The organism is Bradyrhizobium sp. MI1.4, assembly GCF_055811315.1.
Map to the genome: position 1 here is coordinate 54971 of NZ_JBVVPP010000024.1, position 25261 is coordinate 80231.

The 25261-nt window shown below is 63.7% G+C and carries 29 protein-coding genes and 1 pseudogene; 16 read left to right on the forward strand and 14 right to left on the reverse strand.

Annotated elements, in window-relative coordinates; all coding sequences use genetic code 11:
• Positions 1-14: 14 nt before the first annotated feature.
• The 5 genes from AC0L23_RS24005 to AC0L23_RS24025 form a co-directional block, all read right to left on the reverse strand.
• Complete coding sequence (locus AC0L23_RS24005) at positions 15-1016, reverse strand: NAD(P)H-dependent flavin oxidoreductase (RefSeq protein WP_085361362.1); 1002 nt, start codon at positions 1014-1016, stop codon at positions 15-17.
• A 93-nt stretch (positions 1017-1109) separates the two neighbouring features.
• Positions 1110-2729: a DHA2 family efflux MFS transporter permease subunit gene (locus AC0L23_RS24010; RefSeq protein ID WP_085361361.1), complete on the reverse strand. Its 1620-nt coding sequence runs from the start codon at positions 2727-2729 to the stop codon at positions 1110-1112.
• Positions 2726-3880, reverse strand: coding sequence for an HlyD family secretion protein (locus AC0L23_RS24015; protein WP_085361383.1), 1155 nt, complete (start codon positions 3878-3880; stop codon positions 2726-2728). Before AC0L23_RS24015 ends, AC0L23_RS24010 begins: the two co-directional genes overlap by 4 nt.
• Positions 3881-4079: 199 nt before the next feature.
• Complete coding sequence (locus tag AC0L23_RS24020) at positions 4080-4238, reverse strand: hypothetical protein (protein WP_007594751.1); 159 nt, start codon at positions 4236-4238, stop codon at positions 4080-4082.
• 24 nt (positions 4239-4262) lie between these two features.
• Positions 4263-4637, reverse strand: coding sequence for a PRC-barrel domain-containing protein (locus AC0L23_RS24025; protein ID WP_085361360.1), 375 nt, complete (start codon positions 4635-4637; stop codon positions 4263-4265).
• A 156-nt stretch (positions 4638-4793) separates the two neighbouring features.
• On the opposite strand from AC0L23_RS24025, the gene AC0L23_RS24030 reads away from it, so the two are divergent.
• The 7 genes and pseudogenes from AC0L23_RS24030 to AC0L23_RS24060 all read left to right on the forward strand — a co-directional run bounded on the left by AC0L23_RS24030 (position 4794) and on the right by AC0L23_RS24060 (position 9294).
• Positions 4794-6581, forward strand: a complete 1788-nt coding sequence (locus AC0L23_RS24030) for a thiamine pyrophosphate-requiring protein (RefSeq protein ID WP_085361359.1) — start codon at positions 4794-4796, stop codon at positions 6579-6581.
• Between the two features lie 8 nt (positions 6582-6589).
• Positions 6590-6817 (forward strand): hypothetical protein, encoded by a 228-nt coding sequence (locus AC0L23_RS24035; protein ID WP_018456212.1) that lies wholly within the window; start codon positions 6590-6592, stop codon positions 6815-6817.
• Positions 6818-6904: 87 nt separating this feature from the next.
• Positions 6905-7456, forward strand: coding sequence for a DUF4142 domain-containing protein (locus AC0L23_RS24040; protein WP_085352563.1), 552 nt, complete (start codon positions 6905-6907; stop codon positions 7454-7456).
• 188 nt (positions 7457-7644) lie between these two features.
• A pseudogene (locus tag AC0L23_RS24045) lies at positions 7645-7743 on the forward strand (SDR family oxidoreductase); the annotation flags it as partial.
• Positions 7744-7877: 134 nt separating this feature from the next.
• The gene (locus AC0L23_RS24050) at positions 7878-8462 is read left to right on the forward strand and encodes a phosphatase PAP2 family protein (RefSeq protein ID WP_018456209.1); all 585 of its coding nucleotides are present in this window, start codon (positions 7878-7880) and stop codon (positions 8460-8462) included.
• On the forward strand, positions 8459-8806 hold the full coding sequence (locus AC0L23_RS24055) for a DUF3147 family protein (protein WP_018456208.1): 348 nt from the start codon (positions 8459-8461) through the stop codon (positions 8804-8806). The genes AC0L23_RS24050 and AC0L23_RS24055 overlap by 4 nt, the downstream gene beginning before the upstream one ends.
• Complete coding sequence (locus tag AC0L23_RS24060; RefSeq protein WP_018456207.1) at positions 8806-9294, forward strand: DUF3147 family protein; 489 nt, start codon at positions 8806-8808, stop codon at positions 9292-9294. Before AC0L23_RS24055 ends, AC0L23_RS24060 begins: the two co-directional genes overlap by 1 nt.
• Here AC0L23_RS24060 and AC0L23_RS24065 read toward each other — a convergent pair.
• Positions 9291-9458, reverse strand: coding sequence for a hypothetical protein (locus AC0L23_RS24065; protein WP_473357450.1), 168 nt, complete (start codon positions 9456-9458; stop codon positions 9291-9293). The two genes, AC0L23_RS24060 and AC0L23_RS24065, sit on opposite strands and share 4 nt — an antisense overlap.
• A gap of 175 nt (positions 9459-9633) precedes the next feature.
• Between AC0L23_RS24065 and AC0L23_RS24070 the strand changes: the two genes are divergently transcribed.
• Positions 9634-9882: a hypothetical protein gene (locus AC0L23_RS24070; protein ID WP_018456205.1), complete on the forward strand. Its 249-nt coding sequence runs from the start codon at positions 9634-9636 to the stop codon at positions 9880-9882.
• A 137-nt stretch (positions 9883-10019) separates the two neighbouring features.
• On the opposite strand, the gene AC0L23_RS24075 is transcribed toward AC0L23_RS24070, so the two are convergent.
• Together AC0L23_RS24075 and AC0L23_RS24080 are read right to left on the reverse strand one after the other, a co-directional pair.
• Complete coding sequence (locus AC0L23_RS24075; RefSeq protein WP_007594775.1) at positions 10020-10226, reverse strand: hypothetical protein; 207 nt, start codon at positions 10224-10226, stop codon at positions 10020-10022.
• A 315-nt stretch (positions 10227-10541) separates the two neighbouring features.
• Positions 10542-10736 (reverse strand): hypothetical protein, encoded by a 195-nt coding sequence (locus AC0L23_RS24080; protein ID WP_026233106.1) that lies wholly within the window; start codon positions 10734-10736, stop codon positions 10542-10544.
• 96 nt (positions 10737-10832) lie between these two features.
• Here AC0L23_RS24080 and AC0L23_RS24085 point away from each other — a divergent pair, with 96 nt between their 5' ends.
• Entirely contained in the window at positions 10833-11345 is a 513-nt protein-coding gene (locus AC0L23_RS24085) for a DUF4142 domain-containing protein (protein WP_085361358.1), read from the forward strand.
• A 4-nt stretch (positions 11346-11349) separates the two neighbouring features.
• On the opposite strand, the gene AC0L23_RS24090 is transcribed toward AC0L23_RS24085, so the two are convergent.
• Positions 11350-11646, reverse strand: a complete 297-nt coding sequence (locus AC0L23_RS24090; protein WP_085361357.1) for a hypothetical protein — start codon at positions 11644-11646, stop codon at positions 11350-11352.
• Between the two features lie 282 nt (positions 11647-11928).
• Between AC0L23_RS24090 and AC0L23_RS24095 the strand changes: the two genes are divergently transcribed.
• Together AC0L23_RS24095 and AC0L23_RS24100 are read left to right on the forward strand one after the other, a co-directional pair.
• Complete coding sequence (locus tag AC0L23_RS24095) at positions 11929-18216, forward strand: HAMP domain-containing protein (protein WP_085361356.1); 6288 nt, start codon at positions 11929-11931, stop codon at positions 18214-18216.
• A 13-nt stretch (positions 18217-18229) separates the two neighbouring features.
• Complete coding sequence (locus AC0L23_RS24100; protein ID WP_085352570.1) at positions 18230-19720, forward strand: HWE histidine kinase domain-containing protein; 1491 nt, start codon at positions 18230-18232, stop codon at positions 19718-19720.
• Here the strand turns inward: AC0L23_RS24100 and AC0L23_RS24105 are convergent.
• Complete coding sequence (locus AC0L23_RS24105; RefSeq protein ID WP_018456200.1) at positions 19717-19938, reverse strand: hypothetical protein; 222 nt, start codon at positions 19936-19938, stop codon at positions 19717-19719. The genes AC0L23_RS24100 and AC0L23_RS24105 overlap by 4 nt on opposite strands.
• 138 nt (positions 19939-20076) lie before the next feature.
• Between AC0L23_RS24105 and AC0L23_RS24110 the strand changes: the two genes are divergently transcribed.
• Both AC0L23_RS24110 and AC0L23_RS24115 read left to right on the forward strand, forming a co-directional pair.
• Positions 20077-20334, forward strand: coding sequence for a hypothetical protein (locus tag AC0L23_RS24110; RefSeq protein WP_018456199.1), 258 nt, complete (start codon positions 20077-20079; stop codon positions 20332-20334).
• A 95-nt stretch (positions 20335-20429) separates the two neighbouring features.
• Positions 20430-20678, forward strand: coding sequence for a hypothetical protein (locus AC0L23_RS24115; RefSeq protein ID WP_085352571.1), 249 nt, complete (start codon positions 20430-20432; stop codon positions 20676-20678).
• Positions 20679-20808: 130 nt separating this feature from the next.
• On the opposite strand, the gene AC0L23_RS24120 is transcribed toward AC0L23_RS24115, so the two are convergent.
• Positions 20809-21018, reverse strand: coding sequence for a hypothetical protein (locus AC0L23_RS24120; RefSeq protein ID WP_085352572.1), 210 nt, complete (start codon positions 21016-21018; stop codon positions 20809-20811).
• Positions 21019-21036: 18 nt separating this feature from the next.
• Positions 21037-21258 (reverse strand): hypothetical protein, encoded by a 222-nt coding sequence (locus AC0L23_RS24125; RefSeq protein WP_085352573.1) that lies wholly within the window; start codon positions 21256-21258, stop codon positions 21037-21039.
• Positions 21259-21373: 115 nt separating this feature from the next.
• Here AC0L23_RS24125 and AC0L23_RS24130 point away from each other — a divergent pair, with 115 nt between their 5' ends.
• Together AC0L23_RS24130 and AC0L23_RS24135 are read left to right on the forward strand one after the other, a co-directional pair.
• Positions 21374-21568, forward strand: coding sequence for a DUF3072 domain-containing protein (locus tag AC0L23_RS24130; RefSeq protein WP_018456195.1), 195 nt, complete (start codon positions 21374-21376; stop codon positions 21566-21568).
• 85 nt (positions 21569-21653) lie between these two features.
• The gene (locus tag AC0L23_RS24135; RefSeq protein ID WP_018456194.1) at positions 21654-21971 is read left to right on the forward strand and encodes a DUF6496 domain-containing protein; all 318 of its coding nucleotides are present in this window, start codon (positions 21654-21656) and stop codon (positions 21969-21971) included.
• Between the two features lie 6 nt (positions 21972-21977).
• Here the strand turns inward: AC0L23_RS24135 and AC0L23_RS24140 are convergent, their stop codons facing one another.
• Together AC0L23_RS24140 and AC0L23_RS24145 are read right to left on the reverse strand one after the other, a co-directional pair.
• Complete coding sequence (locus AC0L23_RS24140; protein WP_026233103.1) at positions 21978-22352, reverse strand: hypothetical protein; 375 nt, start codon at positions 22350-22352, stop codon at positions 21978-21980.
• A gap of 267 nt (positions 22353-22619) precedes the next feature.
• Positions 22620-24158: a Do family serine endopeptidase gene (locus AC0L23_RS24145; RefSeq protein ID WP_085384116.1), complete on the reverse strand. Its 1539-nt coding sequence runs from the start codon at positions 24156-24158 to the stop codon at positions 22620-22622.
• A 209-nt stretch (positions 24159-24367) separates the two neighbouring features.
• On the opposite strand from AC0L23_RS24145, the gene AC0L23_RS24150 reads away from it, so the two are divergent.
• The gene (locus tag AC0L23_RS24150; protein ID WP_085361354.1) at positions 24368-25204 is read left to right on the forward strand and encodes a universal stress protein; all 837 of its coding nucleotides are present in this window, start codon (positions 24368-24370) and stop codon (positions 25202-25204) included.
• The last annotated feature ends 57 nt before the right edge of the window (positions 25205-25261 follow it).

Genomic DNA, 25261 nt, shown 5'->3' on the forward strand with positions numbered 1-25261 from the left:
GAAGTTTGGCGGTGTCAGGCGACCTTTCGCGGTGCACCCGTCTCTTCAAGAAACCCCATTAGACGGGTACGGATGATGGTTTCCGCCTCAGCCATGATCCTGTCGACGAGTTCCTTGCAGGTGGGGATGTCGTGGATGAGGCCTGCGACCATTCCGCAGCTCCAGGCGCCGGCGTCCATCTGCCCGTCCAGCATGATCCTGGGATAGACGCCCGCGACCTGGTCGTGGATGTCGTCGATCTTCAGCTTGTCGCCCTTCTCGCGTTCAATCTCGAGCAGGCGGTCGACATTGGCGTTCTTCAGCACGCGCTCGGTGTTGCGCAGGCTCCGCATGATGAGGCGGGTGTCGAGCTCGGTCGCGGCGACCAGCGCGTTCTTGACGTTCTGATGCACCGGCGCTTCGCTGGTGGCGATGAAGCGCGTGCCCATGTTCATGCCGGCCGCCCCCAGCGACAGCGCCGCGACGAGGCTGCGGCCGTCGGCCATGCCGCCGGATGCGACGAACGGAATCTTCAATTCCTCCGCCGCGCGCGGCAGCAGAATCATGTTGGGAATGTCGTCCTCGCCGGGATGGCCGCCGCACTCAAAGCCGTCGACGCTGACCGCGTCGCATCCGATGCGCTCGGCCTTCAAGGAGTGGCGCACCGAGGTGCATTTGTGGATGACCTTGATCCCGGCAGCTTTCAGCGCCGGCATGTAGGCTTCCGGGCTGCGGCCCGCGGTCTCCACGGACTTGATGCCGCCTTCGACAATGGCGGCGATGTATTCCGGATAAGGCGGCGCGGCGAAGGTCGGCAGGAAAGTGAGGTTCACGCCGAACGGCTTGTCGGTCATGTCGCGACAGCGTGCGATCTCTTTTGCCAGCAGCTCCGGCGTCTTCTGCGTGAGACCGGTGATGATGCCGAGCCCGCCGGCATTGGAGACGGCAGCCGCCAGCTCGGCAAAGCCGACGAAATGCATGCCGCCCTGGATGATGGGGTGCTCAATGCCGAACAGTTCGGTGATCGCGGTCTTCACTTAAACTACCTCCCGGGCTCTTGCTTGACGTTCGGACCAGTCTAGCCAGACTTTTGCCCCGCGGTCACCCTTTCTCTCCGAACGGCCATTGGCTCAATGCCCCCGCGCGGGAGCGCCCAGCTTGATCGGGCGCAGCACCGCGGCCGTCGGGATCATCAGCACCGCGATGATCGCGAGCGTCCAGAACACGTCGATATAAGCGAGCAAATCAACCTGATGCTGCAAGGTGCGGCCGACCCAGGCGACCGCCTGCGAGGCTGCATCACTCGCGTTCGAGCCCTGAGCCTGGAAGAAGCGGGTCATCGTCTCGATGGTCTGCTGATAGCCGAGGTCCGATGGCGCGGCGTGCTCGATCAGGCGGCTCTGGTGGAATTGCTGGCGCTGCGCCAGAATTGTTTGCGCCAGCGCGACGCCCATGGAGCCGCCGATATTGCGGGCGACGTTGATCAGCGCCGACGCCTGGTTGGTCTTGTCGGGCGGCACACCGTCATAGGACGCGGTCGTGACCGGCAGGAACAGGAAAGGAAGACCGAGCGCGAGGAAGATCCGCGACATCGCGGCATAGCCGTAGGTGATATCGCCGGTAAGGCCCGTGAGATGCCACATCGAGAAGGCGACGATGGCGGCACCGAACATGATGAGATATTTCGGCTGCACGCTGCTGACGAGGCGGCCGACCACTGGCATCAGCACCAGGGTCGCGACGCCGCCGGGCGACAAAGCGAGACCGGCCAGCATGGCGGTGTAGTTCAAATCGCTCTGGAGCAGTTGCGGCAAAAGCTGTGTCGTCGAGATCAGCACCGCGCCGGTCGCAAGCATGACCAGGAAGCAGGCGGCGAACTGGCGACGGCCCAGCAGGCGGAGATCGACGATGGGATCCTCCCGCGTCAGCTCCCACGGGATCAGCGCAAGCAGTGACATGGCCGAAAGTACCGCGAAGAACACGATCATGTTCGAGCCGAACCAGTCGTTGCGCTGGCCCTCGTCCAGCACGTATTCGAGCGAGCCGAGCCCGATCGCGACCAGCAGGAAGCCGACATAGTCGACGCGCAGGCCCTTGCTCAGCAGCTTCTCCCTCTCCTCCTCCGCGCCCGAGGGCTCCTTGACCAGCGTGCCGACCAGGAACAGCGACAGCAATCCCATGGGGACGTTGATCAGGAACACCCAGTGCCAGGTGTAGGTGTCGGTGATCCAGCCGCCGAGCGTCGGACCGACCACGGGCGCGACCACGACCGCGACGCCATAGATCGCGAAGGCCTGGCCGCGCTTGTGCGGCGGGAAGGAGTCGGCGAGGATCGCCTGCTCGCTGGTCGCCATGCCGCCGCCACCAAGGCCCTGAAGGATTCGGAACAGCACCAGCGCCTGCAGATTCCAGGCGAAGCCGCACAAAAGCGAGGAGACCGTGAAGATCGCAACGCAGATCATGTAGAAGCGCTTGCGGCCGATCACGGTCGACAGCCAGCCCGAGATCGACAGCACGATGGCGTTGGCGACGAGATAGCTGGTGATGACGTAGGTGCTCTCGTCGATGCCGACGGCAAGCCCACCGGCGATGTGGCGCAAGGCAACGTTGGCAATGGTGGTGTCGAGCACCTCCATGAAGGTCGCGATCGAGACGACGAACGCGATGAGATAAGGATTATGACCGCCCGCCGCCGAGCGCTCCGGCGACCAGCCGCCCGCGGATGCACTGCCCTGCGCCGTGTCGGTCATCGCACCCTGGTCCAGGGCACGACCGACATGCCGGGACCAACGGGCAGATCGGCCGGCCAGCTGTCGACCACGATCTTCACCGGCACGCGCTGCACCACCTTGACGTAATTTCCGGTGGCGTTCTCCGCCGGCAACAGGCTGAACGCGGTGCCGGAGCCCGGCTGCACGGAGTCGACATGGCCGGTGAGCTTGCGCGCGGGATAGGCATCGATGCGGATCTCGACCGGCTGACCCGGCCGCATGTCGTTGAGCTGCGTCTCCTTGTAGTTGGCGACGATCCAGACCTCGTCAGGCACGAACATCATCAGGCTCTGTCCGGCTGTCACGAAAGTGCCCTTGGCGCCGCTGAGCTTGACGACGCGGCCGGACTGCGCCGCAACCACGCTGGTATATTGCAGGTTCAGCTTGGCCTGATCGAGCTGCGCCTGCGACTGCTGGAGCTGCGCCCGGGCGCCCTCGAGCTGCGCCTGCAGCGTCTTGATGCCGACCTGCGCGGCCGTCACAGCGGTCTTCGCGCGTTCCGTGTTGGCCTGCTGCGCCTGAAGATCGGAGCGGGTCTGCTGCTGGCGCTGCACGGTGCCGGCCCCCTTCTCGACCAGATCCTGGGCGCGCGCGAATTCCTCCTGCGAGAACTGAAGCTGGGCCTGGGCCTGTTCGAGCTGCGCCTCCGCCTGCTTGATCTGCTCCTGCTGGGAGACGATCTGCGCCTCGACATTGGCGATGTTCGCCCTGGCGACCGCGACCTGCGCATTGGCCTGATCGATGGCGATGCGATAGTCGCGCTCGTCGATCTTGGCGAGAAGGTCCCCGGCTTTGACATGCTGGTTGTCCGTCACGGGTATGTCGGTCACGTAGCCGCCAACCTTGGAGGCCACGGAAAAGCTGCGCGCGGCGACGAAGGCATCGTCGGTGGATTCATAGTGGCGCACCTGGAGCCAATAGAGCACTCCGCCGATAAGGGCCGCGAGCAAGACGATGGTGCCAACGCTTGCTAGCAACCAATGCTCGCGAATCCGCTCTCGCAGCGACGGCGCCTTGGCCGGCTTCGAGTCCGTGGCGTCACGGGCCTGATCAGGAGATATCTTCGGAGCTTCCTTCGCCCTGTGCGGCTGCTCCGCGGACGGTCCACGCTCCCGTGTTTGAGCATCCACGGTGAACACCTTTCTCGGGGATCAAACTGGCGGCAGAGCCGCCAAGGCCGGCACACGCGCCGCGAGCCCAACTGCAACTCCTGATCATGGTTCCGCTTGTTGCGAGCACCATCGCGTTCGTGAACGCCTGCCCAAAAAGCGAGCGCGGCACACTGGGTGCCGCGCCCGCCTCGATATCTCATGGGAAGCGTACCCGGTCTCAGTGCGTCTTCGTCGCGTGCCATTTCTCGAGATCGGGTTTCACCTCGTCCGATCCCTGCTCCTTTTCCGGAGTGCCCTTCCAGGGCTTGTCCGTCTGCTTGTGCGAACCCCAGTCGCTCTGCTGCCGGGGATCGTCGTTAGGCCGTTCCTTGCTCATCGAGCTTCCTTTCGGTGGAAACGCTTACGCGAAGGGGACACCGTAATAGGAGTTGATCCCGCGAACCGCGGCGTCATCACCCCAGTTCCAATCACTCCGTTCGCCGTATTTGGGCGCGCCTTCCAGTTCCTTGGTGGTGATGCCGGTGACGTAACCGCCGAGCTCCGTGTCGTATTTCAGCGACTGCCACGGCAGCGGATAGTGGTCGTTGCCGAGGCCCAGAAATCCGCCGAAGCCGAGCACGGCGTAGGACACCCTGCCGCTGATCTTGTCGATCATCACGCGTTCGATCGAGCCGATTTTGTTGCGATCGGCACCGTAGACCGATGTTCCCTCGACCTTGTCGCTGCCGATCAACCGACCCATCTCGTTTTGGTCCAGTTCACCCTGATTCAACATCTCAATTCTCCACTCAGCCAGTTGTGGAGACAACCCGAAGAGGTGCGCGATCGTTCCGGCATGTTCCGTCAGACTTGAGGAACATCGCCGGAAACGGGCGGTTCTCTCAACTTCAAATCCCGGAAACCAAATACCGGAAAACGAAGGGCCGCCTTGATGTCCCAGACCGTCTCCGACTTCATCGTTCAACGTCTGCATCAATGGGGCGTGCGCCACCTCTTTGGCTATCCTGGCGATGGCATCAACGGCGTGTTCGGAGCCCTTCAGCGTGCTGAGGGCAAGATCGGCTTTGTTCAGACCCGGCATGAGGAGATGGCCGCTTTCATGGCGAGCGCCTATGCGAAGTTCTCTGGCCAACTCGGGGTCTGTATCGCAACTTCGGGCCCCGGCGCCTCGCATCTGATCACCGGGCTCTACGATGCCCTGCTGGATCACCAGCCCGTGCTCGCGATCGTCGGCCAGCAGGCACGCAATGCGCTGGGCGGGCAATATCAGCAGGAACTCGATCTCGTCTCGATGTTCAAGGATGTGGCTGGCGCCTACGTCATGCAGGCCTCCTCGCCGGCGCAGATCCGGCATCTGATCGATCGATCGATCCGGATCGCGCTGGCCCGGCGGACGCCAACGGTGATCATCCTGCCCAACGATATCCAGGAGGAGCCCTACGAGGACCCGCCGCGCGCTCACGGCACTCTGCACTCCGGCATTGGCTATAGCGCGCCAAGCATCAAGCCTCGTGACGCTGACCTCGACCGTGCCGCCGAGGTGCTCAATGCCGGCAAGAAGGTCGCGATGCTCATCGGCGCCGGCGCGCTCCACGCCACCGAGGAGGTGATCGCGGTCGCCGACCGCTTGTCCGCCGGCTGCGCCAAGGCGCTGCTCGGCAAGGCGGCGCTCCCCGACGATCTGCCGTGGGTCACCGGCTCGATCGGCCTGCTCGGCACCGAACCCAGCTACAACATGATGATGGAATGCGACACGCTGCTGATGGTCGGCTCCGCCTTTCCGTATGCCGAATTCCTGCCGAAGGAAGGCGCGGCGCGCGGCGTGCAGATCGACATCGACGCCGGCATGATGTCGATCCGCTTTCCCATGGAGGTCGGCCTCGTCGGCGATGCCGCCGAGACGCTGCGCGCCCTGCTGCCGCGACTGAAACCCAAGAGCGATGGCGCCTGGCGCCAGGGTATCCAGGACGACGTCGCGAAATGGTGGAAGACGCTCGATGATCGGGCACATCAGCCCGCAGCACCGGTCAATCCGCAGCTCGTCGCCTGGGAGCTGTCTCCGCGCCTGCCCGACCGCGCCATCGTCACCAGCGATTCCGGCTCCTGCGCCAACTGGTTCGCGCGCGACCTGAAAATGCGCCGCGGCATGACGGCCTCGCTCTCAGGCGGGCTCGCCTCGATGGGTGCCGCGGTGCCCTATGCGCTCGCCGCGAAATACGCCCATTCCGACCGCCCGGTGATCGCACTCGTCGGCGACGGCGCGATGCAGATGAACAACATGGCCGAGCTGATCACCGCCGCCAAGTATTGGCGCGACTGGAAGGATCCGCGCTTCATCGTCTGCGTCTTCAACAACGAAGACCTCAACCAGGTGACCTGGGAGCAGCGCGTCATCAACGGCGATCCGAAATTCGAGGCGTCGCAGCGCATACCAAACGTGTCCTATTCGCGCTTTGCCGAACTGATCGGCCTCTCCGGCATCTATGTCGACAGCCCGCGGCTGCTGGGCTCGGCCTGGGAGCAGGCGCTGGCGAGCGAGATGCCGGTGGTGCTGGAGGTGAAGACCGATCCCGAAGTGCCGCCGCTGCCGCCGCACATCACCTTGCAGCAGGCCAAGAACTTCTCGCTTGCGCTGCTGAAGGGCGATCCCAACGAGAGCGGAGTGATCAAGGGGGCGGCGCGGCAGGTGCTGGAAAAGATCCTACCTGGAAACGAATGAGGTGAAGCATGAGCGATTTCCGCGATATCCAGCACGGCGTCAACGATCCCGTGGATGGCCTCGACGTGAAGCGGCAGATCAACGACAACCGGACGCCGCATGAACGGGCACAACGCCATGCAGACGTGCGTGCCGAGGCCACTGCCACGCCGAGCGAGCCGTTTCTGCCCGAACGGCTTCGGCGCAAGCCTACCGATCCAATCAACCCGCGGAGCGGGCGGAGACCGACGGACTAGCCGTTAGGAACTCCGGCCGCTGCAGTGTGTTGGTGGGCGCAACGTCGCGCGGCGAGAGGCTGCGCGCCCATTCGGAGGGATCGGACCATGAAACGAATGATTATCGCAGCTGCTTGCGTGCTGCTCGCAGGCCCCGCACTCGCCCAGTCGCTCGGCGAGAAAACCGGCGTCAACTCGGCGCTCGGCGTCGCGCCCGCCACTGCCGACTTCGTCAAGGAAGTCGCCATCAGCGATATGTTCGAGATCGAGTCGAGCAAGCTCGCCGAGCAGAAAGGCAACGCGCAGGAGAAGACCTTTGCGCAACAGATGGTGACCGACCACACCAAGACCAGCAGCGAACTTAAGGGCCTTGTCAGCGGCGGCAAGGTGCAGGCGACCCTGCCGACAGCACTCGACAGCTCGCATCAGAGCAAACTCGACAAGCTCAAGAGCGCGAATGGCAAGGACTTCAGTTCGGATTACAATTCGTACCAGGTCAGCGCCCATGAGGACGCGGTCTCGCTGTTCGAGCGTTACGCCAAGGGCGGCGACAATTCCGACCTGAAGGATTGGGCCGGCAAGACGCTGCCGGCGCTCAAGCACCATCTCGACATGGCCAAGGAGCTCGGCAAGGCGCCGAGCGTCGGTCAGACCAAGTAAACATCTTACGAGGACGCCGGCCCTACCGGCGTCCTCTCGTTTTGCAACGATGCCTGTCTCCGCGCAGTGAGATCGAAGATCGCGGAGATCGTCATGACACATCACGACAAGACTTCAGTATCCCGCCGGCACGTCGTCCAAGCGGCGAGCGCAACGCTCGCTGCTGCTTCGCTGGCCTCTTCGACAGCGGAGGCATGACGCCGCTCGGCCGTTCCGGCCAGCCCGCCGAACTGGCCTCGATTTATGTGCAGCGTGCCGCGGCCGACGCGAGCAATGCGACCGGCTAGGTGTATGGGTCCGCTGGTGGATCGGGACAGCCGTAGTCGGCGCGGCAGACTTATGCCACGAGGCAGAGCCCAGGAACCTTCTTTGTCTCCGGGCTTTACAAAACTGTCATGAAGGACATCACGCTTGCAGACCGATGGCATTAGTAGAGGTTAAACCTAGCCGGATCGACACCGCGATCGCGGATACGATCGCTGATCACACCAATTCAGGCATCGAGCACACGGCGCAGACATTGACCTGGGCTGCCGACGAGCACGTGCTGCTCGCGCTGGCCGCGGCAGGGTGGCTCTACACTCATATTTGGCAGCCCCAACAGCGCCCCGTTGCAAATCACGTTCTGGCCGTGTCGCTGGCGACTGCCGTCCTCCCGCATGTCCTGAAATCCATATTCGATCAGACCAGGCCAGACCGGCTGACCATACGCGGACACCGACATGGAGTACCCATCTCAGGACAGGCGCGCGACGCCTTCCCGTCCGGTCACGCGGTCCATATGGGCGCACTTGCCTCGGCGGCGGGCCTGCTGCCAAAAACGCCGCGTCGGTTGGTGCGTGCGATTGCGGTCGCACTTTCGCTGACACGGATTGCGGTACTCGCGCATTGGGCAAGCGACGTCGTCGCAGGCTTTGCGCTGGGCGCGGCCGTAGAGAGACTCTTGCGGCCATGGACACTGACGCAATCGTTGCGCAAGCAGCTCACTTGGCGGAAACGGCCATGACCGAATATGTCGTGCGCTTCATCGCCGGTGGCATCATCGTCTCCGCTTTTGCGATCTTGGGCGATATGCTCAAACCCAAAAGCTTTGCGGGGTTGCTCGGCGCAGCACCGTCAGTTGCACTGGCGACGCTCGGCATCGCCGTCGTCCAGCACGGCCCGCAATACGCCGCGGCAGAAAGCTGGACGATGATCTATGGCGCGGTCGCGCTCGGCTGCTACAGCGTCGTCGTCTGCCATCTGCTGATCAGATACTGTGTGTCCGCGCTGCCGGCGACCGTCCTTGCTGGTATCGTGTGGCTTGCGGTCGCCTTCGGCCTGCTCGCCGGCTTTGGAGGTGCGGCCTGATGCCGGTCAAGCTGTCGCTCTCCGCGCTGAAGCAGACGCGCTGGTACGAATACGGCATTCGTTTCCTGCTCGGTGGCCTGGCGACCGTGCTCACGGGGGTTCTGGGAGCGCGCTTCGGTGTTTCCGTCGGCGGACTTTTCCTTGCGCTTCCCGCCATCTTCTGCGCGAGCGCAACGCTGGTCGAAAGCCATGAACGCCGCACCAAGGAGAAGGCCGGCCTCAGCGGCACGCGCCGCGGACAAGAGGCCGCCGGGCTCGACGCGGCTGGTGCCGCCTGGGGAAGCATCGGTCTCCTGGCATTCGCCGCCGTCTTTCATGTTACCGTGGCCGCAAGCGTTCCGGGCGCTTTCGCCGCCGCGTTGATAGCTTGGGCCGTGGTTTCGGTATTGGCCTGGGGGCTCAGGCGCAAGCTGCGCATCGTCTCCCGCAAACCGCACCGGTCAGCCCATTCGCCATCAGCAAAGGGTTCTCCCCTTACGAAGCGTTAGCCCGCTTTGGCATGCATTGACGGCTGCAATCTCGGCGGTTGAAGGCCCGGGCTGTTGGCCCAGCGCTCGACCTGCTCGATGACCTTCCGGTGGCTGGGGCGCACCGGCCTGGGTGCTTCGCTCTCTTCGACATGTGTGCGGGGCAATCTGACTTCGTTCGTCATGACGTCTCTCCCATTTGCCGGGAGTATACACCTGTCAAAGGATCTTTGCATCACATAAGTTATTGATTTCATTATATTTCTGGCTAACTTGGCGTCATAGCCGCATCTTGTGGAACCGCGGCCGAATGAGTTCGTTGAGTAAACTACTCAACTTGCTCATTTTGGGTGATTGATCATGAACGACCTTCGCGCCGAGCGGCTCCAGGTCATGCTGTCACCGGAAGAACTGGCCGCGGTGGACGACTTCCGGTTCAAACATCGCATGCCGACGCGAGCCGCGGCCGTGCGCGAGCTCCTGAAGCTCGGACTGGCCACCGCCGCAGTCGATGCAGGGGCGAATGTCAAATCGAGCAGGTTCGGAGTTTTCGGGCGCGGCCCGGACGGCCATACGCAACCGCATCCCGAGCGCGGCTCCGAGGATTAGTCCAGCCTGATGCTCAAGCAAACGGCCCCGGCACGGGGTGCCAGGGCCGTCCTTGGAGATTACTTCCGGATCACCGGGGGCATGACAACCGGAAGCAATCCCTCGACTCTTCGCGTGCGAATTCGTTCCTGAAGGAATTAGCCGCTCGGCGCGTCGCCGGAATCATCGGGCGCCATGCCGGAACCGGGCGTCTTGCTGTTGTCGTTCAGCTTGGGATCGCGCGTGGCCTCACGAGAGGGCGAGCCCTTTGGCTCCGACTTGTGCACGGTCTGCGCACGCTGCTTGTCCCGCGGCTGCTGTTCACCGCGCTGATCTCTGATGATGCCTTGGTCGGAATGGGCCATGATAGCTCTCGCCTCTTTGCTGTCTCGAAGCGCTTACGCGCCGGAGCGTCGAAGGTTCCGACCCGCGAGATCAGACTGCTAACTGTGCGCTGAGTGCACCGGGGTCGATGCATTTTCGTGATGCACCTGCCGCACTGTCGTCACGGTGGCGAACGCGACCGACACGCCAAAGGCGAGGATGAGCGAAAGAAGAGCCAGACGTGGAGCCATTGCAAAAACCTCCTGAAATAGGAAATCAACGCGATCGACTGTTACGAATGATCCTGCTTGTTGTCCGTGCGCAGTCTCACACGCAGATCCACGAACACGACAGAATTACGCATCCTGCTTTTGAGGCCTGCGCGTTGGAACGGGCGGCACCTCGCCGTCTAGCCAATCCTGCTCGTCGGCAAGTGCCGTCCACGCATTCGCCATGCGCAGAAAACGATTGTGTGCCGGCTGTGCTTCGGCCCTCTCGGCGAGCTGGAGGCAGTTGTCGGCGTTATCCCTGAAGATCTCGGACTGTTTCATCAACATGAATTGGGGACGGAACCGACGCGTCGCAACCGCCCTTACCGGATCGTAACATCTGCGGAACTTTCGACCGCCGTCCGCCATTGGACGTCCATGCGGATTCTTCTCGCGATGGTTTTGGCGTTCATCAGCACTGCACCGCTTGCCGACAGCACCGGAGAGCGACGGCCGACCGGCCGCACGCCGACCGCAACCGAGACCATCAGCGACCTCTACACTTTCAGCCGCTTTCAGCAGGGCTTGCTGGAGAGCACCGACCTGAAGGGCAATGCCGAGGTCAAGAACCTCGCCGCCCTGCGCGCCGAAGAAGCAGCCCGGCGCGACAAGGCCCTGAAACCGATTCAGGAGACGATCGGCACCGAACCGCGCGTCGCCAAGACGACCTCGGCGAGCGCGAGCCTGGTCGAGCCCGAAACTTCGGACGGACCGACTTTCGTCAGAAGCTTCTATGCCGCGCAGATTCCCGAGTATGAATCGGTGATCGACCTGCTCGAGCGCTATCTGAAGGCGCCCGACAATGCCGCGCTTGCAACATTCGCGCGCGAGCAGCTCCCGCTGTTGCGCTCACAGGTCAAAGACGCCGAGCGCACCATGGCAGACAAGTAGCCGTTTATTTATTGCTCGGATGACTTTGCTGGCTCTCCGGCCGCACGGTGCGGTCGCTCTCCGGCATCCGGTCCCGGCCGGCATCCCCATTGTCATCCTTGCCGCCCGAAGTCGAGGTGCCGCTACCGCTGGGATTAGACCGGGTCGACGCACCCGTAGTTGGTGTGTCCGCGCGTGGGGTGGCGGAGCTTGCGGCGGGGTCGCCGGTCACCGCACCACGGCCGCTGGGCGCGCCGCCTTGTGCGAACGCCGATCCAGCCAACAACATCACGGTGCCGATCACGGCAAATCCTGCTTTCATGTGCGCTCTCCCTGTATTCGAGGCTAACAGCAGGACCAGCGGTCCGTTCCGGAAGCGATGACCGAGGCCCGAAACGGGCCCCCAAGGTGTCTTCCCTCGGCAGAAATCTGGAACCCAATGGAACCATTCCGAGGTATCGCTATTATGTTAATCGGGCTGAGCAAAGCAGGTTCCACGTCCTGGCGCCATAACGTTGGCGCTTGATTTCGAATTTGGCTGACGCTCTATTTTGACAATCCGCGTCTTGCCTGGGAATCGGCTGACGCCTGCGGGGGACAAATTATGAGCGACCTCGATCCCGGATCTGCATCACGTTCCGGTCGTCGCGTTCCAAAGCCAAAAACCAACGGCATGTCGGAGCCCGATTCCCGGGCAGAATTGCTGCTCGCCCTGCAGGCCATGCGCAACGGCGATTTCTCCGTGCGCATGAGCGGCGACTATCTCGGCATCGACGGCAAGCTCGCCGACACTTTCAACGACATCATCGCCGCCAATCAGCGCATGGCGCAGCAGCTCGAGCTGGTCGGCCAGGTGGTGGGCCGCGAGGGCAAGACCCGCCAGCGCGTGAAGTTTGGGCTGGCCTCCGGCTCCTGGGCCGACATGGAAGGCTCGGTCAATACGCTGATCGACGATTTGCTGTGGCCGACGCGCGAGGTGACGCGCGCGGTCGCAGCCGTGGCGCAGGGCGACCTGCTCCAGACCGTCAAGCTCGACGTCGATGGACGCCCCCTGCGCGGCGAATTCCTGCAGTCGGCGACCATCGTCAACACCATGATCAAGCAGCTCGGCGTGTTCACCTCCGAGGTGACGCGCGTGGCGCGCGAGGTCGGCACCGAAGGCAAGCTCGGCGGCCAGGCCCAGGTGCCTGAGGTGACCGGCGTCTGGAAGGATCTGACCGAGAGCGTCAACTCGATGGCGAACAACCTGACCAACCAGGTTCGCAACATCGCCGAGGTGACGATCGCAGTTGCGAACGGCGACCTCTCGAAGAAGATCACGGTCGACGTCCGCGGCGAGATCCTTCAGCTCAAGGAAGCCATCAACACGATGGTGGACCAGCTCCGCTCCTTTGCGTCGGAAGTGACGCGCGTGGCGCGCGAGGTCGGCACCGACGGCAAGCTTGGCGGCCAAGCCATCGTGCCAGGCGTCGCCGGCACCTGGAAGGATCTCACCGACAGCGTCAACGCGATGTGCGGCAATCTCACCGCACAGGTGCGCAACATCGCCAACGTCACCACCGCCGTGGCCCGCGGCGACCTGTCGCGCAAGATCACGGTGGACGTGCGCGGCGAAATCCTGGAGCTGAAGGACACCATCAACACCATGGTGGACCAGCTCAACTCGTTCGCCTCGGAAGTGACGCGCGTCGCGCGCGAGGTCGGCACCGAAGGCAAGCTCGGCGGCCAGGCCCAGGTGCCGGGCGTCGCCGGTACCTGGAAGGACCTCACCGACAACGTCAACTTCATGGCGTCGAACCTCACCGCGCAGGTCCGCAACATCGCCGACGTTGCCACCGCCATCGCGAGCGGCGACCTCTCCAAGAAGATCACGGTGAACGTCTCGGGCGAAATCCTTCAGTTGAAGGAAACGCTCAACACGATGGTCGACCAGCTCAACGCCTTCGCCGGCGAAGTCACGCGCGTCGCGCGCGAGGTCGGCACCGAGGGCCGGCTCGGCGGCCAGGCCAACGTGCTCGGCGTCGCCGGCACCTGGAAGGACTTGACCGAGAGCGTCAACTCGATGGCCTCGAACCTCACCGCGCAGGTCCGTAACATCGCCGAGGTGACGACCGCGGTCGCGGGCGGCGATTTGTCGAAAAAGATCACCGTCGATGTCCGCGGCGAGATCCTCGAGCTGAAAGACACCATCAACACCATGGTGGACCAGCTCAACGCCTTTGCCGGCGAAGTCACGCGCGTTGCCCGCGAGGTCGGCACCGAAGGCAAACTCGGCGGCCAGGCCCAGGTGCGCGGCGTCGCCGGCACCTGGAAGGATCTCACCGACAGCGTCAACTCGATGGCCTCGAACCTGACCGGCCAGGTCCGCAACATCGCCGAAGTCGCGACCGCGGTGGCCAAGGGCGATTTGTCGAAGAAGATTACCGTCAACGTGTCAGGCGAAATCCTTCAGCTGAAGGAAACGCTCAACACCATGGTGGACCAGCTCAACGCCTTCGCCGGCGAAGTCACGCGCGTCGCGCGCGAAGTCGGCACCGAAGGCAAGCTCGGCGGCCAGGCCGAAGTCCCCGGCGTCGCCGGCACCTGGAAGGACCTCACCGACAGCGTCAACTCGATGGCGGGCAACCTCACCGCCCAGGTCCGCAACATCGCCGAAGTTGCGACCGCGATCGCCGGCGGCGACTTGTCGCGCAAGATCACCGTGGACGTGCGCGGCGAGATCCTTCAGCTCAAGGACACGCTGAACACGATGGTCGACCAGCTCAACCGCTTCGCGGGCGAGGTGACGCGCGTGGCGCGCGAGGTCGGCACTGAAGGTCGGCTCGGCGGCCAGGCCAACGTGCCCGGCGTCGCCGGCACCTGGAAAGACCTCACCGACAGCGTCAACTCGATGGCGGGCAACCTCACCGCCCAGGTCCGCAATATCGCCGAAGTCACCACTGCCGTGGCGCGCGGCGACCTCTCGCGCAAGATCACCGTCGACGTCCGTGGCGAGATTTTGGAGCTGAAGAATACCATCAACACCATGGTGGACCAGCTCAACGGCTTTGCCGGTGAAGTGACGCGCGTCGCGCGCGAAGTCGGCACCGAAGGCAAGCTCGGCGGCCAGGCCGAGGTGCCCGGCGTTGCCGGCACCTGGAAGGATCTCACCGACAACGTCAACTTCATGGCCTCGAACCTCACGGCGCAGGTCCGCAACATCGCCGAGGTCGCGACCGCGATCGCCGGCGGCGACCTGTCGAAGAAGATCACGGTGGACGTGCGCGGCGAAATTCTGCTGCTCAAGGACACCTTGAACACCATGGTCGAGCAGCTCCGCTCCTTCGCCGCCGAAGTGACGCGCGTCGCGCGCGAGGTCGGCACCGAGGGCCGGCTCGGCGGCCAGGCCGTCGTGCCCGGCGTCGGCGGCACCTGGAAGGACCTCACCGACAACGTCAACCTGCTGGCCGCGAACCTCACCACCCAGGTCCGCAACATCGCCGAAGTCACCACCGCCGTCGCGCGCGGCGACCTGTCGCGCAAGATCACCGTCGACGTGAAGGGCGAAATTCTCGAGCTCAAGAACACCATCAACACCATGGTGGACCAGCTCAATGCCTTCGCCGGCGAAGTCACGCGCGTTGCCCGCGAGGTCGGCACCGAAGGCGAACTCGGTGGCCAGGCCCAGGTGCCCGGCGTCGCCGGCACCTGGAAGGATCTCACCGACACGGTCAACTTCATGGCGGCGAACCTGACCGAGCAGGTCCGCGGCATCGTCAAGGTGGTGACCGCGGTCGCCAACGGCGATCTCAAGCAGAACCTCACCGTGAAATCGAAGGGCGAGGTCGCGGCGCTCGCCGACACCATCAACAACATGACCGAGACGCTCGCGACTTTCGCCGACCAGGTGACGTCGGTGGCGCGCGAGGTCGGCGTCGAGGGCAGGCTCGGTGGTCAGGCCGACGTGCCCGGCGCCGCCGGCACCTGGAAGGACCTCACCGGCAACGTCAATTTGCTGGCAGCCAACCTCACCTCGCAGGTGCGCGCGATTGCGGAAGTGGCGACCGCCGTGACCAAGGGCGACCTGACGCGGTCGATCCAGGTCGACGCCCGCGGCGAGGTCGCAGAGCTGAAAGACAACATCAACACGATGATCACGAACCTCCGTCTCACGACGGACGTGAACACCGAGCAGGATTGGCTGAAGACCAATCTGGCGAAATTCACCAACATGCTTCAGGGCCAGCGCGACCTCACCACCGTCGGTCGCCTGCTGCTGACCGAATTGTCGCCGCTGGTGAACGCGCATACCGGCGTGATCTACCAGGTCGAGAATGAAGAGAATCCGCGGCTCCTGCTGCTTGCCTCCTATGCCGGCGACGGCGTCTATCCGTATCCGCGCGTGCTGCCATTCGGCGACGGCCTGATCGGCCAATGCGCGCTCGACCGGCGCCCACGCGTGATCGCGGACATTCCGCCTGACGTGGTGCCGATCAATTCGGCGCTGCTTCGCGTCGCGCCGAAGAACCTCGTGGTGCTGCCGGTGCTGTTCGAAGGCCAGGTCAAGGCGGTCATCGAGCTCGCCTCGCTCACCTCCTTCACGACCTCGCAGATGACCTTCCTGGAGCAGCTCACGGACTCGATCGGCATCGTGCTCAACTCGATCGAGGCGACGATGCAGACCGAAGGCCTGCTCAAGCAGTCGCAGCAGCTCGCCGGCGAGCTCCAGACCCAGCAGCGCGAATTGCAGCAGACCAACGACCAGCTCGAACAGAAGGCGCAGCAGCTCGCCGAGCGCAATGTCGAAGTCGAGCGCAAGAACCAGGAGATCGAGCAGGCCCGCCGCGCACTGGAGGAAAAGGCAACCGAGCTCGCGCTGACTTCGAAGTACAAGTCCGAATTCCTCGCCAATATGAGCCACGAGCTGCGCACGCCGCTGAACTCGATCCTGATCCTCGGCCAGCAGCTCACCGACAATCCGGACGGCAATCTTACCGGCAAGCAGGTCGAATTCGCCCGCACCATCCATGGCGCCGGCACCGACCTGCTCAATCTCATCAGCGACATTCTCGATCTCTCCAAGATCGAGTCCGGTACGGTGACGGTCGACGCCGAGGAAATCCTGACCGCGAATCTGCTCGAGACGGTCGGGCGGCCGTTCCGTCACGAGGCGGAGAACCGCAATTTGTCGTTCAAGATCGACGTCGATCCGAATCTTGCGCGCAGCCTCGTCACCGATTCCAAGCGCCTGCAGCAGGTTTTGAAGAACCTGCTCTCCAACGCCTTCAAGTTCACCGCCGAGGGCGAAGTGCGCCTGAAGGTCGCCGCCGCGGTCGGCGGCTGGGGCACGGATCATCCCGTGCTGAACTCGGCGCCGGCCGTGATCGCATTCGAAGTGTCCGATACCGGCATCGGCATTCCGCTGGAGAAGCAGAAGCTGATCTTCGAGGCGTTCCAGCAAGCGGATGCCGGCACCAGTCGCAAATATGGCGGTACCGGCCTCGGCCTTGCGATCAGCCGCGAACTCGCAAGCCTGCTCGGCGGCGAGATCCACCTGCGCAGCTTGCCGGGCAAGGGCTCGTGCTTCACGCTTTACCTGCCGCTGAAATATTCCGGCCCGACGCTCGCGCCCCGCGCAACGCCCCAACAGAGCCAGCCGCCGGCGCTGCAGCCCGCGACAGCCGAACCGCAGCGCGTGATCGAGCAGCTTCCCGACGACCGGCTCAACCTCGAACCCGGCGATAGCATCCTCCTGATCGTCGAGGACGACCCGCACTACGCGCGCGTGTTGGTCGACCTCGCCCGCGACAAGGGATTCAAGGTGCTGGTCGCGGCCCGCGGCGCGGAGGCGCTGGAGCTTGCAAAGCAGTACCAGCCGAGGGCTGTCTCGCTCGACGTATTCCTGCCGGATATGCTCGGCTGGACCGTGTTGAGCCAGCTCAAGCACAATCCGCTGACCCGCCACATCCCCGTGCAGATCATCACGCTCGACGAGGACCGCCAGCATGCGCTGGCGCGCGGCGCCTTCTCCTTCGTCAACAAGCCGACGACGACCGAGGGTGTCTCGGCCGCGCTGACCCAGATCAAGGAATATGCGCGACCGCGGCGCAAGCGGCTGCTCATCGTCGAGGACAACGAGGCCGAGCAGCTCTCGATCCGCGAGCTCCTGCATCACGACGACATCGAGATCGTGACGACCGGCACCGGTGCCGACGCGCTCTCGATGCTGCGTGAGAACCCCTGTGATTGCGTCGTGCTCGACCTGCGCCTGCCCGACATGACCGGCTTCGAGGTGCTGGACCAGATCCGCAATGACGAGGCGCTCTCGAACGTTCCGGTGGTCGTCTTCACCGGCCGCGAGCTGTCGGCCGAGGAAGATGCGGAGCTCCACACCATGGCGCGGAGCATCGTTGTCAAGGGCGTGGAATCGCCGGAGCGCCTGCTCGACGAGACCGCGCTGTTCCTGCACCGCGTGATCACGGAGTTGCCGATCGAGAAGCAGCGCATGCTCGAGAAGCTGAACAGTTCCGACGAAGACCTGATCGGCAAGACCGCCCTGCTCGTCGACGACGACGCCCGCAACATCTTCGCGCTGTCGAGCGTGCTGGAGCGGCGCGGCATGAAGGTGCTGACGGCCACGACCGGCAACGAGGCGGTGGCCCTGGTCGAATCCAACCCGGAGATCGCCATCGTGCTGATGGACATCATGATGCCGCAGATGGATGGCTATCAGACCATCGGCGTCATTCGTGAAAACCCCATCTTCGCCCGTCTTCCGATCATCGCGTTGACGGCCAAGGCCATGAAGGGCGACCGCGAGAAATGCCTCGAGGCCGGCGCGTCCGACTATCTCGCCAAACCCGTCAACACCGATCAATTGCTGCTTGCAATCCGCATGTGGCTGCACCGCTGAGTTGGATGCCCGTATGGACCACGAAAAGGTCAACATCCTCCTCGTCGACGACCAGCCGGCCAAGCTGCTCGCCTATGAGGTGATCCTGAAGGATCTCGGCCAGAACCTCGTGATCGCCTCATCCGGTCGCGAGGCTCTGGAGGTGCTGCTCAAGACCGAGATCGCGGTGATCCTGGTCGACGTCTGCATGCCCGAGCTCGACGGCTTCGAGCTCGCCGCGATGATCCGCGAGCACCCGCGCTTCCAGAAGACCGCGATGATCTTCATCTCGGCCATTCAAGTCAGCGACATCGACCGCCTGCGCGGCTACGAGATGGGCGCCGTCGACTACGTCCCGGTGCCGGTCGTGCCGGAGGTGCTACGCGCCAAGGTCAAGGTGTTTGCAGAGCTCTATCGCAAGACGCGCGAGCTCGAACGGCTGAATCAGGACCTCGAGGACCGCGTGCGTGCACGCACCGCCGAGCTTGAGAATTCCACAGCAAAGCTGCGCGAGAGCGAAGAGCGGCGCAGCATGGCGATCGCCGCCGGCAAGATGGGCTCCTGGGACTGGGACTGGATCACCGGCGACTGGATGTGGGACGAGGGACAATACCGCATCTTTGGTGTTGGCCCGGAGAGCTTCGAGGTGAATCCGGCCAACGTTCAGGCGCTGTTGCATCCGGATGACGTCGATCAGTTGCGCAAGGCGATCGCCGAATTCAACAAGGGCACGCGCTCCTATGAAACGGAGTTCCGCATCGTGCGGCCCGACGGCGATGTGCGCTGGTGTGTCGGCACGGCCGCCGCCACGGTTGACGATAGCGGTCGGGTCATGCGCGTCAGCGGCGTGACGGTGGACATCACCGAACGCAAGCGCGCCGAGGAACGGCAGACTCTCCTGGCGCGGGAAGTCGATCATCGCGCCAAGAATGCGCTGGCGCTGGCGCAATCGATCGTGCGCCTCACCCGCGCCGACGAGGTCAAAGCCTATGTCAGCGCCGTCGAGGGACGCATCAATGCACTGGCGCGCGTGCACACGATCCTGTCGCTATCGAGCTGGCAGGGCGCCGAACTCTCGAAGCTGATCGACGAGGAGCTTGCGCCCTATTCCCTCGGCGGCCAGATCAAATTGGCGGGGTCGGAAGTTCAGTTGCTGCCGGCAACCGCCCAGACGCTGGCGCTGGCGCTGCATGAGCTTTTCACCAACTCGGCGAAATATGGCGCGCTCTCGACGCGGACGGGACGGCTCGCAATCGGCTGGCAGGTCGAGGACGAGCTGCTCACGCTGACCTGGGAGGAATCCGGCGGCCCGCTCGTCATGACGCCGAAATCCCGCGGCTTTGGTACGCGGAGCCTGCTTGCGAGCGTCGAGTCCCAGCTCGGCGGGCAGGCGCGATTCGATTGGCGCGCCGAGGGTCTGCTGTGCCGGCTCGAGGTGCCGTTGGTCCGCAAGACTGCCGCGACGACCGCGCCCGGCAACTTCGAAGCCGCCAGCTCCGCCGAATTGCAGCGCGCTTCCGGCTAACCGGAGGCCGCGCTCTTCCTGCGCTGCGTCGTTTGCGGCTCGCGCGCGACCCGTCCTTCGAGCCAGGCTTCCGTTTGGGCGAGATCGCGCAGAGCCTTGGCATAGCGGCACGCCGCGCTTCGCTCCGCGCCGCGGGGCAGCTTGCGCGCTTTGCGGAGGATGTCCGCAGCGGCGTTACGATAAGCCAGAGAGCGATAGAGAAAGACCACCTTACCCATATCGAATGTTCCCGTGTTGCGCGCTCATTCTCGCCCACCCGGCATGAACGTCGGATGAAGCGGATGATGACAATTCCTTCATGCGGATGGAACCGGCGCGTGTCGCAGGCGTTGCATGCGAGATTGGGATAGAGTTCCATGCGCGCGAAGAAGTCGTCTGACCTGATCTCTCCCAGCGGGCTCGTCAAGCTGATGACGCACGCGATGATGGGCGCAGCCTTAGGACTCGCTTTCAGCCTCTTGCTCGTGCTGTCCAATCCCGGCGTCGCCAATTTGCTGAGTCACGGCGGAAGGCAGGCCGTGGTCGTTTTCGCCCTCACCTTGGTGACGACGTTCGCGATCGGCGCGACACTGACCGGCGTCGTATTCATCCTCGCCGAGGACAAGCAATCTTGAACTATGCGTGCTTTACCGGAATTTCTTCGTTCGGAACTCCTGCGACGAATGGCAGTTTGCTGCCTGCGTCAATTCAACTCAGGGAGTTCCCGCAGATGAAGACCACCAAGCTCGCTCTTGCCGTGATGTTGGCAACCGGCCTCGCCGCCGCACCGTTCGCAGTGCAGGCCAAGTCGCATAAGGCAAAACACGGATCATCGATGTCGACGTCGCAGACCACCACGGGCGCCAACACCAAGTCCTCCAAGGGTGCTGATCCCTCCGGTCAGGGCGGCTCCGGCCCCGGCTCCGACCAGGGCGGCACCATGACGAACAACAAGGCCGGTATGAGCAACACCAAGTAGGCGTTCGGCGAAAACACGAAGGCCCCGCGATCGCGGGGCCTTTTGCTTTGGGATTCGAACAGACTTCTCTCGGGCCGCTTCGTCAACATGCGGTATCGATGAGCCCCGCACCTCGCGTTGCGCGCAGGCTTCAGCTACGATGGCTGCCCAGGATGTCAGGATGAACGCCTGCAGGATCTGACTTCACCAGATGGTCGAGTCGTGCGCGCTTGCGCGCGATCAAGAGCTGGGCCGCGGCGTCGTCGAGCCCCTCGCGTTGCAGCTGCCGGATGGCAGAGCCCAGTTCGAGAATCTCGGCGCGCAGCTTTAGAATCCGGTATGCATCCGGGACTTCCTCCACCGTGCGCTCCCAAGGCTCTCAGCGGCTCGCGATCACGCGCAGAGGACTACCTGATGTCTTCGCGGAACGAAGGCGCATCCTATCGCGGACATTCGGCAGGACATCGCCGCCACCTGCAGCCTTCCATTCGCCGATCAGCAGATTGATTTTCCGGCGCAGATCCATTTGCGCCAGGGCCTTCTCCGTGCAGTCCCGATCGCGCTCGACGAGCTCGCGTACGGCCGCCTCGACATCGGCCATTTCCAGCCTCAAGGCGCTGATTTTACGTCGAATTTCATTAATTCTGTTGTCCATGGCTTGTTAGAACAAAATAAGAACATATAGTCAAGTCACGATTTCAGAAGGGAGAAGCGACATGCAGGTTCAAGGTAAATACGATGCCAAGTCTTTCCTCACCGAGCAGATGACGCGGGCGCAGGGCCTCCGGCTGAAACGGCTGAGCGAAGAGGCGTATCAGCCCGCGCAATACGCGCGGGATCTGTCCTCCAGCGAGGCAGCACGGCGCATTCAGGTGCTGGAAGCGGAGATCGAGCTGGCGGATTCGTTCTAGGCTAGGTCGCCTATCCGGAACGTTGCTTGCACTTTCGGAACCATGCCTGTCCCGGATTGTTTTCCCAGGCCAAGGGAGAACATGCATGGCACGCAAGGCAAAGAAGCGCCGCTACTCGCGCAGCTCCGGCAGCGATGTCGAAGGCGAGATGAAGCGCTACAAGAAGGGGACCGCGAAAAGCGGACCGGGCGGTCGAGGCGGACGCGTGAAGAGCCGCAAGCAGGCAATCGCGATCGGCCTGTCGAAAGCGCGCAAGAAGGGCAAGAAGGTCCCGAAGAAGGCCGCGAAACGAAAGACGTCCAAGAAGACGTCAAAGAAGACATCTCGGAAAACATCCAAGAAGACTTCGAGAAAGAGTTCGAAGAAGACGTCGAAGCGCAAATCCTCCAAACGGTCGCGCTGACCTCAGTCAGATCATGCTGCCCGGCATGAAGCAGCGGATCGAAACGCCGAACGCGGTCTTCACCGGCCACACCATGGTGCGGCCGGCCCGGTTCGGCTCGGTGATCACGGCTTCGTCCGGTACCTCGACCCACTCGCCGTCGAGCCGCACGCGGTAATGTCCATTGTGCGAGTCCCAATCGGGATCGGCGACCGCAAACCCATCCGCATCCGAGCAGCACGGACCGAGATGGCTGCGCAGGCCGTCGAACCACGGCTTGAGAGGTGAGTCCGCGTAGCGGCCGTCGTCGCGCCCGAGAGCGTTTCCACCCCATAGCACAAGTGGCGCTACCAACGGCGCCACAAGCAGCGCACTTCTCAGCGAGAGCTTCAATCGATCCATGTCGGCACCGATCAAATACGAATTGCCGGCCGGCTCAGCGGCGGCAAGTTCGAAGTTCCACGCTTGCAATCGTCGGTGGCTTCATTGCCGCCGAGTCTGTACGAGATCCGCAATTGTGATGAGCGAACACGGCTTTTTCGGACGAAACCGGGTCATCCTCCCTGCCGTTAACGAGAATGTTATCGGCGATGTGCGGAAATCCTGAAGGCGAACAGGAAAGGCGGCCCGAAGGCCGCCTTTTTGGAGTTGCGCCGATCGACGTTCGCCTTATGCGAGCGGCACCGCCACGAACCGGGTCGTCTGCGCGCTTCTGACCTGCAGCAGCACGCTGCGCTTGCCGGACGATTTCGCTTGCGCCAGCTCCGAACGGACATCGCCGATATTGGCGACGGCCTTGCCGCCCACGTTGAGGATGACGTCGCCGGTCTGGATGCCGCGTTGCGCGGCCGGGCCTTGCGGATCGACTTCAGTGACGACGACGCCCTTCTGGCCGGCGCCCTGCACGTCGCCGGCCGGAGCCAGGCTGAGCCCCAGACGCGGCGGCATGCCGGCATCTGGCTGCGACTTGCCCTCGTCGGCTCTAGCCTGCCGCTCGTTCGGCAACTCGCCAAGCGCCAGTGTCACCGTCTTGCTGTCGCCTTTGTGGACGACATTGAGCTTCACGGACGTGCCCGGCGCCAGGGTGGCGATGGTGCGGGCGAGATCGCGGGAATCCTTGATCGCGGTGCCATTGACGGCGGTGATGACGTCGCCCGCCTCGATGCCCGCCTTCGCCGCCGGGCTGCCGTCCTGCGGATTGTCGACGATCGCACCGCGCGCCTCCTTGAGGCCGAGACTGTCGGCGATATCCGACGTCACCGGCTGCACCTGCACGCCGAGCCAGCCGCGTGTGACCGCGCCCTTGTCCTTCAACTGTGCGACGACGAGCTTTGCGGTCGAAGCCGGAATGTCGAAGCCGATGCCGACCGAGCCGCCGGAGGGCGAGAAGATCGCGGTGTTCACGCCGATCACGTTGCCGTTCATGTCGAAGGCCGGCCCGCCGGAATTGCCCTTGTTGATCGGCGCGTCGATCTGGATGAAGTCGTCATAGGGACCATTGCCGATGTCGCGGCCGCTGGCCGAGACGATGCCGGCGGTCACGGTGCCGCCGAGGCCGAAGGGATTGCCGACCGCGACCACCCAGTCGCCGATACGCGGCTTCTGGTCGGAGAATTTGACGAACGGAAAATCCTTCTTGCCCTCGACCTTGATCAGCGCGAGATCCGTCTTCGGATCGGTGCCGACCACTTTCGCGCTGTAGATGGTGCCGTCGTCCATCGTCACTTGCACCGATTCGGCGTGATCGACGACGTGGTTGTTGGTCACGGCATAGCCGTCGGCGGAGATGAAGAAGCCGGAGCCCTCACCCGTGATCATCTGGCGGCGCTGGCGCGGCATGCCCTCCATGCCCCCCGGGCCGCGGAAGCCGAATTGCCGCGAGAACTGGTCGAACGGCGTCGCCTCGTCCGAATCCATCCGGTTCTGTTGCAGCATCGCGCTCTTATCATTGTCCTGGTCGATCCTGACCCGCACCGAAATGACGGCGGGTTTGACCTTGCTGACGAGGTCGCCGAAGCCCGGCGGTGTCGCGGCGGTCTCCGCGGCCTGGGCGGGCGCAATGAAGGAGGTCGCGCTGAACGGCGAAGAGCCGGGAGCAGTCGCCAGCACGGCCACGCCAAGCGCGGCCACGGTGCCGAGCAGCGCGAGCCGGCGCGGCCTCAGGACCTTGCGGGACGTTGTGGTGTCGGAATTGACGTGATCGCTCATGTCGATATGTCCATGTTGGGTAAGTCGCCTTGCACCCAACATGGTGGTCGCCACCTTACAGCGTCCCGTCCACGCGATTAAATCTTGGCAAAGTAGCCGGGCCGGCGATACGGCCAAAGGTCAAGGCTGCACGTTTGATGCAGCTCAACGCGGGCCATGCGCACCGTGGAAGACTGCGGCCACCGGATGATGTCCATCGGAGGCACGTCATGTACAAAGACATTCTCGTCCACATCCCCACCGAGCGGCCGATCCGCCCGGTGATCGACGGCTCGATCTCGCTCGCAGCGGGCCTCAACGCCCATCTCGATGCAGTTGCGGTTGGCTATGTGGCAACCAGTGCGGCCTATATCATGGAGGGCGGCGCTGCGGTGGCGGCGGTGTTCGAGATGGAGCGCGAGAGTGCAGTGGAGCGGGCCGAGGCGGCGCTCGCGGTATTCAAGAGCAAAGCGATGAACGCCGGCATTTCCTACACATGCCACCCACTCGGGGCGATGCCGGGGGATGCGGTCGGCTTGCTCGGCGAGATGGCGCGGCTGCACGATCTCAGCATCGTGCTCCAGCCGGATCCGGCGCAAGGCTCACTCGACAACGATGTGCCCGGCGAGATCCTGTTCCAGGCGGGTGGCCCGGTGCTTTTCCTGCCCTACACCTTCCATGGAGCGTTCAAGGCGAAACGGATCGGCATCTGCTGGGATGGCAGCCGCCTCGCCGCGCGCGCTATGCGCGACGCCTCACCATTCCTGGCCCGCGCCGAGGAGATCGTGATCATTGCGATCAACGAAACAGATATGGTTCCCGAGGAAGTCTCGACGCGCAATCTGGCAAGGCATCTCGGCCGGCGCGGACTGTCGACCCGCACGGTCAACCTGTCGGCGGCGCGCTCTGACATTCAGCCGACCATGCTGTCGCTGGCAGCCGATGAGAACCTGGATCTTCTGATCATGGGCGGCTACGGCCATTCGCGTTTGCAAGAACGGTTCCTCGGCGGCGTCACCCGCGCCATGCTGGAAGCCATGACCGTCCTGACGCTGATGTCGCATTAATCGAGGGCTTATCCAGGTCGGGCCGGTCACAAGCCTTGTCGTTCGGGCTGACAACCG

Coding starts and splice junctions, on each gene's coding strand:
- AC0L23_RS24130 (WP_018456195.1), top strand. CDS start 21,374: ATGCAGGTTCAAGGTAAATACGATGCCAAGTCTTTCCTCACCGAGCAG.
- AC0L23_RS24090 (WP_085361357.1), bottom strand. CDS start 11,646: ATGAAAGCAGGATTTGCCGTGATCGGCACCGTGATGTTGTTGGCTGGA.
- AC0L23_RS24055 (WP_018456208.1), top strand. CDS start 8,459: ATGACCGAATATGTCGTGCGCTTCATCGCCGGTGGCATCATCGTCTCC.
- AC0L23_RS24080 (WP_026233106.1), bottom strand. CDS start 10,736: ATGAAACAGTCCGAGATCTTCAGGGATAACGCCGACAACTGCCTCCAG.
- AC0L23_RS24020 (WP_007594751.1), bottom strand. CDS start 4,238: ATGAGCAAGGAACGGCCTAACGACGATCCCCGGCAGCAGAGCGACTGG.
- AC0L23_RS24100 (WP_085352570.1), top strand. CDS start 18,230: ATGGACCACGAAAAGGTCAACATCCTCCTCGTCGACGACCAGCCGGCC.
- AC0L23_RS24125 (WP_085352573.1), bottom strand. CDS start 21,258: ATGGCCGATGTCGAGGCGGCCGTACGCGAGCTCGTCGAGCGCGATCGG.
- AC0L23_RS24050 (WP_018456209.1), top strand. CDS start 7,878: ATGGCATTAGTAGAGGTTAAACCTAGCCGGATCGACACCGCGATCGCG.
- AC0L23_RS24150 (WP_085361354.1), top strand. CDS start 24,368: ATGTACAAAGACATTCTCGTCCACATCCCCACCGAGCGGCCGATCCGC.
- AC0L23_RS24140 (WP_026233103.1), bottom strand. CDS start 22,352: ATGGATCGATTGAAGCTCTCGCTGAGAAGTGCGCTGCTTGTGGCGCCG.
- AC0L23_RS24035 (WP_018456212.1), top strand. CDS start 6,590: ATGAGCGATTTCCGCGATATCCAGCACGGCGTCAACGATCCCGTGGAT.
- AC0L23_RS24115 (WP_085352571.1), top strand. CDS start 20,430: ATGAAGACCACCAAGCTCGCTCTTGCCGTGATGTTGGCAACCGGCCTC.
- AC0L23_RS24145 (WP_085384116.1), bottom strand. CDS start 24,158: ATGAGCGATCACGTCAATTCCGACACCACAACGTCCCGCAAGGTCCTG.
- AC0L23_RS24010 (WP_085361361.1), bottom strand. CDS start 2,729: ATGACCGACACGGCGCAGGGCAGTGCATCCGCGGGCGGCTGGTCGCCG.
- AC0L23_RS24025 (WP_085361360.1), bottom strand. CDS start 4,637: ATGTTGAATCAGGGTGAACTGGACCAAAACGAGATGGGTCGGTTGATC.
- AC0L23_RS24110 (WP_018456199.1), top strand. CDS start 20,077: ATGCGCGCGAAGAAGTCGTCTGACCTGATCTCTCCCAGCGGGCTCGTC.
- AC0L23_RS24040 (WP_085352563.1), top strand. CDS start 6,905: ATGAAACGAATGATTATCGCAGCTGCTTGCGTGCTGCTCGCAGGCCCC.
- AC0L23_RS24135 (WP_018456194.1), top strand. CDS start 21,654: ATGGCACGCAAGGCAAAGAAGCGCCGCTACTCGCGCAGCTCCGGCAGC.
- AC0L23_RS24065 (WP_473357450.1), bottom strand. CDS start 9,458: ATGACGAACGAAGTCAGATTGCCCCGCACACATGTCGAAGAGAGCGAA.
- AC0L23_RS24095 (WP_085361356.1), top strand. CDS start 11,929: ATGAGCGACCTCGATCCCGGATCTGCATCACGTTCCGGTCGTCGCGTT.
- AC0L23_RS24060 (WP_018456207.1), top strand. CDS start 8,806: ATGCCGGTCAAGCTGTCGCTCTCCGCGCTGAAGCAGACGCGCTGGTAC.
- AC0L23_RS24085 (WP_085361358.1), top strand. CDS start 10,833: ATGCGGATTCTTCTCGCGATGGTTTTGGCGTTCATCAGCACTGCACCG.
- AC0L23_RS24070 (WP_018456205.1), top strand. CDS start 9,634: ATGAACGACCTTCGCGCCGAGCGGCTCCAGGTCATGCTGTCACCGGAA.
- AC0L23_RS24030 (WP_085361359.1), top strand. CDS start 4,794: ATGTCCCAGACCGTCTCCGACTTCATCGTTCAACGTCTGCATCAATGG.
- AC0L23_RS24075 (WP_007594775.1), bottom strand. CDS start 10,226: ATGGCCCATTCCGACCAAGGCATCATCAGAGATCAGCGCGGTGAACAG.
- AC0L23_RS24105 (WP_018456200.1), bottom strand. CDS start 19,938: ATGGGTAAGGTGGTCTTTCTCTATCGCTCTCTGGCTTATCGTAACGCC.